Below are 9,892 nucleotides of genomic sequence, written 5' to 3'. Positions count from 1 at the left end.
CGCGTAGACCGTCATTGTGTTCTGTTCACTGCCGCACAGGCAGCTTAGAAACTGTGGCTTTCCAACATTCCCCACTCTAACCAGTTCACTGCCGCACAGGCAGCTTAGAAATGACTCCAATTTGATCTCCGCGATCTTTATCAGTTCACTGCCGCACAGGCAGCTTAGAAAAAAAACATAAAAAAAAAGGCGCTTACAAATCGTTCACTGCCGCACAGGCAGCTTAGAAAAAAAACATAAAAAAAAAGGCGCTTACAAATCGTTCACTGCCGCACAGGCAGCTTAGAAAAAACAAAGAAGCCATTGATCAAACTTATGTTTGTTCACTGCCGCACAGGCAGCTTAGAAAAAACAAAGAAGCCATTGATCAAACTTATGTTTGTTCACTGCCGCACAGGCAGCTTAGAAAGTGACGAACGGACGCTGAAGAGTAGCTGAATAGTTCACTGCCGCATAGGCAGCTTAGAATTTCATAAGACTCATCTAGTGCTTGAATATTGATTGTGTTACGATTTTAAGGATCACAAAAAAGAATCAAATAACAATAGGAAAAATAATGATGAAAAAAAAGATTTTATTAGGATTGGTATTCGGGGCGTTTTCCATTGGGCAAGCAAATGAGTTAATCATTGCATCAGCGATGATTGAGGCGAATGATTATTGTCAGCAAAAAGGTAAAAATGCATATTATAACGATCGTGGACATTGGAAGTATATCGACAAACGTGCTTATATCGAAGCCTTAAACCATTATATTTATACCGCAGAATTAAATTTATTGATGTCAGGTACGCCATTAGATAAGCCAGAGTTAATGCGAGAATTGAAGATTTTAGGTCCTCAACAATTTAAATCCATGCAAAAAAAGAATATGATTAAGTGCCAATAGTTGTGCATTCATATAATTAGGAAGGGAATAATGATAAATTTTTTACGAAACATCAATGAAAATATAAAAAAGATGTCGGATAATGTTGATCAAAAATTGCGCAAGCAAGAATTGTTAGCGAGTTACAAGCTTGAATTGCATAGAGAAGCAAAAATGATTGAGTTTGGTATGCGTGTCGGTAAGGCAAAGGCTAGACTAGAGAAAATGATGGATGAAGATCCACAAATGGCTGCTTATATGAATGAAGTTGAAATGCCGGAAAGAGAGTCAGCTGTGGAGCTTGATCATTCATCGATGCATGCCCCTGAATTTTGCATTAGTTTTAATCAAATCGAATCAGATATTATTGAAGATATCCGTGCAGAAGTGAAAGAATTATCTGATCAACGTTTAGCATTGATCAATCGTACACACCAAACACTGAAAAATGATCAATATTTGTATCGTGGTTTTATTGAAGCATTACAAGATATCAAAGCTAATTATCTTATTGAAATTTTTAAGAAAAATTAATTTGTTAAGTCACTCGCCATAATACGCCCAAAGCAGGACAGGCTTTTTCTTGGTTTGTAAAAGCTTGTCCACTTTGCGCATTGTCTCATCATCCACAACCGGGCAGCCTTGACTGAATCCTAAAGGCAAATGGTTTGGGAAAGTCTCTTCATTCGGAATCATCTTAAAAGAGTGGAGCACAATGTAACGCTTAAAGGCATTGCTGTTACTCGCTTCTAGTCCATGGAGTTTGTAGTGAATGCCAATCCCCCATTTGCTCGGTGCGCGGATGCCCACGCGATATTTACCGAGAGAAGATGCATAGCTATTCGGTTGATTGCTAAAGACAATGTTTTGATGATCACTCTCAAAGCCCACATTGCCATAACCATGGGCAACGATGCTTTTGATCTCTGGTGATTGTGTTTTAAAATTCCACACAAAAAAGCGATCTTTACCAGAATGGCGCGCAAAATCGATCAATATGGCATGATCCGTATCCATATTGTGGGCTTTGGCATATTCATAGGCTTCGTGGGCGCGCGTGGCTAAATCAATGGTCGGTTGCGTTTGCTCAAGCGGCGCCTCTGTACCGCGCTCAAAAAAGCTTGGGATGAGGCGAAGGCGATCTTTAAAATAGATCGCTGTGCCCGCTGCCACAATGACAACGGTGCACATGGCAAAGGTGACAATTAATTTAATGCGCATGATCATTCACTGTGGCTTGCGCTGAGCATTTCGCGCGCATGATTAAAGGTGGCTTCTGTGAGTTTAACGCCGCCGAGCATGCGGGCAATCTCATGGATGCGCTCATCGTTTGACAGCTTTTTGATCTCTGTTTCCGTATGATCTTTTGATTTGGATTTTGACACTGCAAAATGATGATGCCCAAAGCTCGCCACTTGCGGCAAATGCGTCACACAAAAGACTTGGCGCCCTTTGCTGAGCTCTTGCAGATGCTTGCCGATGATCTCAGCCACCGCGCCGCCCACGCCTGTATCCACTTCATCGAAAATGAGCGTTGGCAGGGAAGACTTCATACTTAAAATGACAGAGATCGCCAAGCTGATGCGCGCAAGTTCACCGCCCGATGCCACTTTGCCAAGGGGATAAAACGGCATGCCGGGATTGGAACGCACATAAAACTCCACACGCTCTTGTCCGTGGCTGCTGTAGGGCTTTTCGGGCAGCAGGCGAATGTCAAAGGCGCCGCCGACCATGGATAACCCTTGCATCGCCGCGGTGATCTCAGGGTTGAGAGATTCAATGGCATTGATGCGCAATTGAGTGATGCGATGGGCAACCGCTTGCCATTTTTCTTGTTCGGCTTTGAGCTCATTTTCTAGATCGATGATGGCATCTTCAGATAAAAATTGTGAGTTGATTTCATCTTCAATTTCTGCCTGCTTTTTCAATAAATCCTCAGGCTCCACGCGATGTTTACGCGCTAAATCATTGAGCTCACGCATGCGGGATTCTAAGCGTAAAATGGTTTTTTCATCCACCTCAATGCCATCTAAACGATTGAGATCATTAGTGACTTCAGAGCACAAAATCTCTGCTTCATTGATCATGTCCGCATAGGTTTGGAATTTTTGATCTAATTTGGCAAGCGCTGTCAATTGGGCGCTCACTTTATTGAGTAAAGTTAAAACGCCGCGTTCATCATCTAAATAGCCTAAGGAAAGCTGAATGCCTTCTTGAAACTCTTCTGCATGACTCACCTCATTGTGCTGCTCGACAATGCTCTCCCATTCGCCTTCTTTTGGGGCAATGTTTTTAAATTCTTGCAGTTGAAAATTTAAAAATTCCACGCGTTCACGCATCGAATCATCTTGATTTTTGAGACGTTCAAGTTGCTCTGTGCGCAGTTTGATCTCTTTAGCGAGGCGCGCAATTTCTAGGAGTTCTATTTCTGTCTCGGCATATTGATCGAGCAATTCGCGTTGATGAGTATCCTTGACTAAGGATTGATGCGCATGTTGCCCATGAATGTCGATCAGCATTTCGCCTAAGCTCTTTAAAGCGTGCAGCGGCATCGATTGACCATTGATGTAGTTTTTAGAGCGCCCCTCTTTATTGATGACGCGGCGAATGATGCATTCACCTTCTGTGGATTCAATGGATTGTTCTTTTAACCATGTACGGGCTTTTGGAATGTTTGAGACATCAAAATGCGCGACAAGATTACATTGGGTTTTGTCGTGGCTGATCATATTATGATCGACTTTACCGCCTAAAATATAACTGAGCGCATCGACAGTGATGGACTTACCAGCGCCCGTTTCACCGCTGATGACAGAGAGCCCCTGGTCGAATTCTAATGATAAGTTGTCAATGATGGCTAAGTTTTCGATGGTTAATTCAACAAGCATTGATAGAGATACCTTTGGTCGAATAATGAACGGCTGCCATTGTAACTAAAAAAGTGTCAATTGGATAATAAATAGCATTAGCAGTGTGTGGCGAAGTGCTACTATTGAGAACAAATAAAAATTAAGAATATGGAGGCGTTGCCAGATGTATAACTTACAGATTGCAATTGAGCAAATCAATAGTCGCGGCGGCGATGTGGCACGCAATCGGCAGATCATCATTGAGCGCATTGAGCGCGCGGTCAGTGAAGGGGCTGAGTTAATTGTTTTTCCTGAATTGTCATTATCAGGCTATGGCGCCGATGACTTTTTTTTAAAAACACAATTCTTAAAAACTTGCCATGAAGCCTTAATAGACATTGCTAAATATGTGCCTGCACATGTGATTGCTTTAGTGGGTTATCCTGAGCGCGGAGCCGCAGGGGTTTACAGCAGCGTTGGCATTTTAAGTGGTGGGCAGATCATAGGGAACCATCGCAAAACTGTGATTCCGAATTTAGAGCTCTATATGGAGCACCGTTATTTTACAGCAGGCACCGATAAAACGGTGATAGAGATCCGCGGCATTAAAATTGGCGTCATCATCTCTGAAGAGTTGTTTCATGAAGAACGCTTGCCGGAGTGTGATGTATTGTGTTGTTCTGCGGCGTTTTTATGGTCCCATGAGCTCAGTTTATCGCGGGCGGTGTATCTTTGTCATTTGGCCAATACGCGCTCAATGCCAATTGTGTATGTCAATCATGTGGGGGTCTCTAACAGCTTATTGTTAGAGGGATGCTCAGCATTGATCAATGCTGAAGGGATCAATCTATTAACGCTGCGCCATTTTGATGAGGATCAGCGCGTCACTTCGATGAATCAATTGCAAAGCGAGAATCCTCAGCCTGAGTATCGCACCACCACATATTTAAAGCATTTATATTGGGCGATTAAATTTGTGATGCAAGAATTCATCACCACAACGCCCCACAAAAAGGCGCTCATTTTGATGGATGGTAGCTTAAACTCACAACTGATTTTATTCATTGCCATGAAGGCATTAGGTAAGGAGCGTGTGGCTGGTTTATGGGTACAGTCGCGCTGGGATTCACCTTATCTTAAAGAGCACATTCAAAATTTCATGACGCCGCTTGGCGTTAAACTTTACAGCTGGAATTTAGAAAATGAGATCATCGATGGTTTCATCAGTCAAGGCGAGCAATTGCTGGATGAACGTTGGAAAATGGGCACGTATGATCGCTTTAAATCCACCATTTTTATCTCAGTGGCAGAGCTCTTAGGTGCTTGGCCTGTGAGCAGTATTGATAAAACACAAATTGCCCTTGGCATTAAAGATAATATTGCGAGTTTTGCATTGACGGGCTTTATGCCGTTGACGGATGTGTATCAATCCCAACTTGTGGAGCTTGCGGAGTTATTAAATGCTTCAAATGAACGGGCGATTTTCCCCGTCAGTTTGATTGAGCGAGCAAAGAATGCGACGCTGCAAAAGCATTTTGTCAATCATGGTCGTGAAACCAAAATCAGTGAAATTGATGACATTTTACGATCCTATATGGAGGGCAATCAATCGGTTAAAGAGATCATGGAACATGTCAGTAATCCTGAGCTGGTGGCAACCTTGATTCGCCGCTTGCATCATGAGGAGCTGAACCGCGTGCAAGCAGGATTTAGCCCGAAATTATCGAACCGTTCTTTTCAAAATGATTGGCTCTTTCCCACAGTGGTGGATTGGGGCAGCATTGATATTGAAACTTTGTGATTGGCATGAAAAAAGCCCAGGGAACTGGGCTTTTCTTGAGGTGATGATTTAGTCATCATTGAAAATCGCTAAGATTCTCAACAAGCTTGTGAAGATGTTATACAAGGAGATGTAGATGTCTAATGCTAAAGAGATGTAGCTGTCTTCACCGCCGCGCGCCGCCATGTTGATGCGGTACACAATGATCATGGATGAAAATGCGATCACAGCAAAAGAGACAAATAAAGACATCATTGGCATCTTCAAGAAGAAGTAGTTAAGCACAATGGTGATCATCAATACGATGAACAAAATGCCCACATAACGACCTAGGAAAGAGTAATCTTTGCTGGCGTTATTGCCAATGAAAGCCAAGCCCACAAAGATGGCAGCTGTGCCAAAAACGGCTGTGCTGATCAGGCTCATGCCGTTGTTCATGTTGCTCACCATCGCAAGGAGCGGTTGCAGCATTAAACCCATCAATAGGGTAAAGACAAACATCAACGCAAGGCCTGTACTGTTTCTACGGTTTTTCTCGATCATGAAGATCAAACCGTAGAAAATTGCCATCACGCCCACAAAGTACATGATTGGGCTATTGCCTGCGATGCGCATCAATAAACCATTGCTCATATAACCGAGCCATACACCAAGTGCGGTGGGCAATAAAGAGATCCCAACCAATGCATAGGCTTGACGAATCACTTTGTTCGATGCAAGGGCATTGCTGCCAGAAAAAACCTCGGAGTTTTGCTGATAGTGTGAGTTCATAGACCCTCCTAAATAATATAAACTGAGTGGATTATAGCCAATTTTTATGGGAAACAATAGGCTTATTCATTTTTGATGATGGCGGCGACTGTTTTTAAAATCAATGCGATATCTTGATCACGCGACAAGCGATGTCCGCCATCAGGCACGGTGATGACATTTGTGATGCTTAAATGTTGCGCCGCTTTTTCCATTAAGCTGATGGGAATGTCTTGATCTTGCTGACCATGAATGATGGTGGTTGGCACAGTTAAGGTTTGAGGATGCGTTAATAAGCGGTGCTTTGCGGCATCTTCAACAAATTGATGATACACCTTCAGCGGCGCTTCATCATAGCGTGAAGGCAATTCAAGTACGCCTTTTGTTTTAAAGTGGACAAGTTGCTCAGCCGTTAAGGCTTTGAGCAATAATTCATGAGTGAAATCAACCGCTGGCGCAAGGAGCAATAAACCATCGGGCGTTTGATCACTGCCTTGTAACTCGAGTGCTAAACGAAGCGCAAGCCATGCGCCCATCGATGATCCGATGATGTACACCGGACGATGGCGCACTTGATCATAACAATACCGTGCTTCATTGAGCCATGTGGTGAGATTGCCTTTAGCAAAATCACCGCCACTTTCCCCAAGTCCTGAATAGTCAAAGCGCATGAGCTCAACATCATTTTGCTTTGCCCATGCGGCTAAAGCTGTGACTTTTGTGCTCTTCATCACAGAGGCATAACCACTGAGCCATAAAATGGCAGCTTTGGGCGCATTTGGCATATCGTGCTCAATGGCGATGTGATCGAACATCATAGACATTGCAACTCATTGATCCAGCGCTGCATCAAAGTCTCTGCAGCGGCACGTTCACAAAATTGTGCATTGATGCCGGCATAAATGGCGCGATATTTCTCAGGCTCATCTTGTGCCACGAGTGCATTCATCAAAAAGCGATGCGCCGGGAAGGGCAATTGTGGTAAATCAGCCGCTTCAATGGCTTTTAAGCCTTCGGTGCGCACAGCACGCGCCCATGAACCGCTTAAATCACGTGTGAAAATGCTGTCTAATTCATTACTGTTGAGTAAGGCATCTTTATAAGCTTCAGAGGCTTTTGACTCATCTGTGGTGATGAAAGCTGTACCCACCGCAATGGCAGATGCGCCTAAACAAAAGGCAGCCCCCATTGATTGGGAATCAAAATAACCACCGGATGTGATGAGGGGGATGTTCAATTCACGGCGTCCTTGCTGTAACAATGTGAAGGCTGACTGCTGCACGCGAAGTGGATCGCCAATGAAGGTTGCACGGTGTCCACCAGCTTCACTGCCTTGTAAAATTAGGGCATCCGCACCTTTTTCGATCCATACAAAGCCTTCTAATAGATGGGTGGCATTCCCAACGATCAATACATTGTGTTCACGGAGTCGCGCTAAAGTTTCATCATCCGGCACACCAAACGTGAAGCTGACAATCGGCACATTTAAATCAATGATCACATCCACCATGTGGCTTAAATCACTCGTTTCCCATAAGCTTTCATTGTAGAGGTTTGTGGCCTCATTGATTTTAATGTTCGGGTTGAGTTCAGAGGCTTTGAGGATGAAATCATCCATTTGCTCGCGACTCACATAGGTGCGATGGGGCACAAATAGATTGACCATAAAAGGGCGATCTGTGAGTGCGCGCACCGCTTCAATCTCCGTGCGAAGGGCATCAGCAGATAAGTAGCCTGCGGCAATCGTGCCAAGGCCACCGGCATTTGAAACAGCCGCCACCAATTCAGGTGATGAAACACCCGCCATGGGCGCTTGAATGATGGGATATTCAATATTAAAAAGCGTAGAAAGATGTTTAGGAATAATCATGCAAGAATCCTTATAACTTAAATAAGTGTTTCGTATTTGTGGTTGTCGCGTGTGAGAGGGATTCTAACGAATCTCCCTTAAGGGTCGCAACATATTCGGCAATGTTTCGTAAATCTTCCGGATAGTGTAAATCATTTATGCGATGGCTGCCGGCTTGAAAAGGTCCATCGGTTTCCAGCACAAAGTCATCGAGTGTTAAATGTTTTAAAAGGCGATGCAATTTATTGGCGCGCGCAAAAGTCACAGCGCCACCAAAGCCCATTAAGAAATTGTGCTGACGAATGATCTCAGCTTGTTGAATGCTGCCGCTAAAACTGTGGAATACACCGCGTAAATTTGGGTGCTTACGGATCTCTTTGAGCACAAGATCCACCGTTTTACGAGTGTGAATGATTAATGGGAGGTCGTACTCAAGCGCTAAGCGAATGTGCGCTTTAAATAGGGCAAGCTGGGCATCCATATCTGCATCGATCATGGCGTCTAATCCGCATTCCCCAACAGCAACGGCATGCCCTTTTTTAAGGTATTGTTCAACAATCTCTAGATCATGTTCTGTGTGCATGGCCATAAAATAAGGATGCAAGCCATACGCGCCATAACAGTTTGCATAGGAATGTGTGATGGATTCGATGTTCGAAAATGCATCCGCCACTGTGCCCGGAATGATCGCGCCAATGATGCCGCGCGCTTTGGCATTTTCCATGAGCACAGGGAGATTGTCCGCATAGCGCGGATCATCTAAATGAATGTGGGAATCAAATAGGGCGATGGGGCTCTTTGACATCTTGAATGCTGTGACGGGGCAATTGTGTGGTGTTGTGCACATCCCAAGTCACTTTTTGAATGAATTTCATTTGGCGAAGGGCGCAATCGTGTTTGTCACAAATCTCACAAGATTCTGTGACGCAATCATCAATGTGCACAAACAATTCCACCGGTTGATCAAAATAAGTGTGCGTCACTTCGCGAAGGTGCTCATATTCACGGTGCGCTTCACGGGTATTAAAATACCAAGGCACGGTTAAATGGCAGTCTAAATGCAAGTTGCTGCCATATTTGATGAAGCGAATGTTATGAATGTCGATCCAGTTTTCTGTGCGATTTTGATTGAGAACCGTGATGTATTCATCAAGCAATGCTTCATCGGCTTCATCCATGATGCCGGCAATGGCCTCACGGATGATTTTAAATCCGGCGTAGGCAATGAAAAGACTAAAAGCGATGGCGATGACGCTGTCTAACCACAATTGCCCTGTGATGAGAACTAAAATTAAACCAATGATTAAGGCGATGGATGAATAACTGTCTGACAATAAATGTTTACCGCCAGCAATGAGGGGCAGAGACTTCTTCTCACGCCCTTTTTTGATCATCACATAGCCAAGCACATAGTTAATTGCGCCCGCAATGCCCACTAAAATGATCCCGTAACCCAATTGATTGATGGTGTGTTTGCCTTCAATGAGCTGCACAATCGCCTCAATGAGAATGTAAACTCCCGCGATAAAGATGAGGGTGCCTTCAATCCCCGCAGCAATGAACTCAATCTTGCCGTGACCATAAGGGTGGTTGTGATCTTTTGGCAAAAAAGAGACATACAAACTATACAGGGTAAAACCGCCCGCCACCACATTGATGACACTTTCGAGGGCATCGGTGAGGATCGCCACCGAGCCTGTCAATGCCCATGCCAAAATCTTAATGGCAAAGAGAATGATGCCAATGATGAAGACAATTTTTTGTAGTTGAATGATCTCTTTGCCGTGGGAAGTCAC

Annotated in this window: 10 protein-coding genes and 1 CRISPR repeat array; of the genes, 3 read left to right on the top strand and 7 right to left on the bottom strand. The window is 44.1% G+C overall.

The window, feature by feature from the left end; genetic code table 11:
• Positions 1 to 23: 23 nt before the first annotated feature.
• Positions 24 to 469: direct repeats of the CRISPR family, unit length 28 nt; unit sequence GTTCACTGCCGCACAGGCAGCTTAGAAA.
• Positions 470 to 556: 87 nt separating this feature from the next.
• A complete protein-coding gene (locus B143_RS0104430) occupies positions 557 to 889 on the top strand; it encodes a hypothetical protein (RefSeq protein WP_018122369.1) in 333 nt (110 codons plus the stop codon).
• Between the two features lie 30 nt (positions 890 to 919).
• Positions 920 to 1,402: a hypothetical protein gene (locus B143_RS0104425; RefSeq protein WP_155964848.1), complete on the top strand. Its 483-nt coding sequence runs from the start codon at positions 920 to 922 to the stop codon at positions 1,400 to 1,402.
• Between the two features lie 9 nt (positions 1,403 to 1,411).
• On the opposite strand, the gene B143_RS0104420 is transcribed toward B143_RS0104425, so the two are convergent.
• Together B143_RS0104420 and recN are read right to left on the bottom strand one after the other, a co-directional pair.
• Positions 1,412 to 2,089 (bottom strand): murein L,D-transpeptidase catalytic domain-containing protein, encoded by a 678-nt coding sequence (locus B143_RS0104420; protein WP_282705070.1) that lies wholly within the window; start codon positions 2,087 to 2,089, stop codon positions 1,412 to 1,414.
• Positions 2,090 to 2,091: 2 nt separating this feature from the next.
• Positions 2,092 to 3,756, bottom strand: a complete 1,665-nt coding sequence (gene recN, locus B143_RS0104415; protein ID WP_018122366.1) for a DNA repair protein RecN — start codon at positions 3,754 to 3,756, stop codon at positions 2,092 to 2,094.
• 145 nt (positions 3,757 to 3,901) lie between these two features.
• On the opposite strand from recN, the gene B143_RS0104410 reads away from it, so the two are divergent.
• Positions 3,902 to 5,518, top strand: coding sequence for a nitrilase-related carbon-nitrogen hydrolase (locus B143_RS0104410; RefSeq protein WP_018122365.1), 1,617 nt, complete (start codon positions 3,902 to 3,904; stop codon positions 5,516 to 5,518).
• A 48-nt stretch (positions 5,519 to 5,566) separates the two neighbouring features.
• On the opposite strand, the gene B143_RS0104405 is transcribed toward B143_RS0104410, so the two are convergent.
• The 5 genes from B143_RS0104405 to B143_RS0104385 form a co-directional block, all read right to left on the bottom strand.
• Positions 5,567 to 6,268 carry a Bax inhibitor-1 family protein gene (locus tag B143_RS0104405; protein ID WP_018122364.1) on the bottom strand — a complete coding sequence of 234 codons (702 nt, stop codon included), beginning with the start codon at positions 6,266 to 6,268 and terminating at the stop codon, positions 5,567 to 5,569.
• A 62-nt stretch (positions 6,269 to 6,330) separates the two neighbouring features.
• Positions 6,331 to 7,071 (bottom strand): alpha/beta hydrolase, encoded by a 741-nt coding sequence (locus B143_RS0104400; protein WP_018122363.1) that lies wholly within the window; start codon positions 7,069 to 7,071, stop codon positions 6,331 to 6,333.
• Positions 7,062 to 8,117, bottom strand: coding sequence for an NAD(P)H-dependent flavin oxidoreductase (locus tag B143_RS0104395; RefSeq protein WP_018122362.1), 1,056 nt, complete (start codon positions 8,115 to 8,117; stop codon positions 7,062 to 7,064). Before B143_RS0104395 ends, B143_RS0104400 begins: the two co-directional genes overlap by 10 nt.
• Positions 8,118 to 8,127: 10 nt before the next feature.
• Positions 8,128 to 8,901, bottom strand: a complete 774-nt coding sequence (locus tag B143_RS0104390) for a TatD family hydrolase (protein WP_018122361.1) — start codon at positions 8,899 to 8,901, stop codon at positions 8,128 to 8,130.
• Positions 8,873 to 9,892 (bottom strand): cation diffusion facilitator family transporter, encoded by a 1,020-nt coding sequence (locus B143_RS0104385; protein WP_008314182.1) that lies wholly within the window; start codon positions 9,890 to 9,892, stop codon positions 8,873 to 8,875. The genes B143_RS0104390 and B143_RS0104385 overlap by 29 nt, the downstream gene beginning before the upstream one ends.

The sequence above is a fragment of the Wohlfahrtiimonas chitiniclastica DSM 18708 genome (assembly GCF_000375345.1).
Lineage (GTDB): Bacteria > Pseudomonadota > Gammaproteobacteria > Cardiobacteriales > Wohlfahrtiimonadaceae > Wohlfahrtiimonas > Wohlfahrtiimonas chitiniclastica.
The sequence above is the reverse complement of the archived record's forward strand: the minus strand, read 5'-3'. Positions and strand labels throughout refer to the sequence as shown.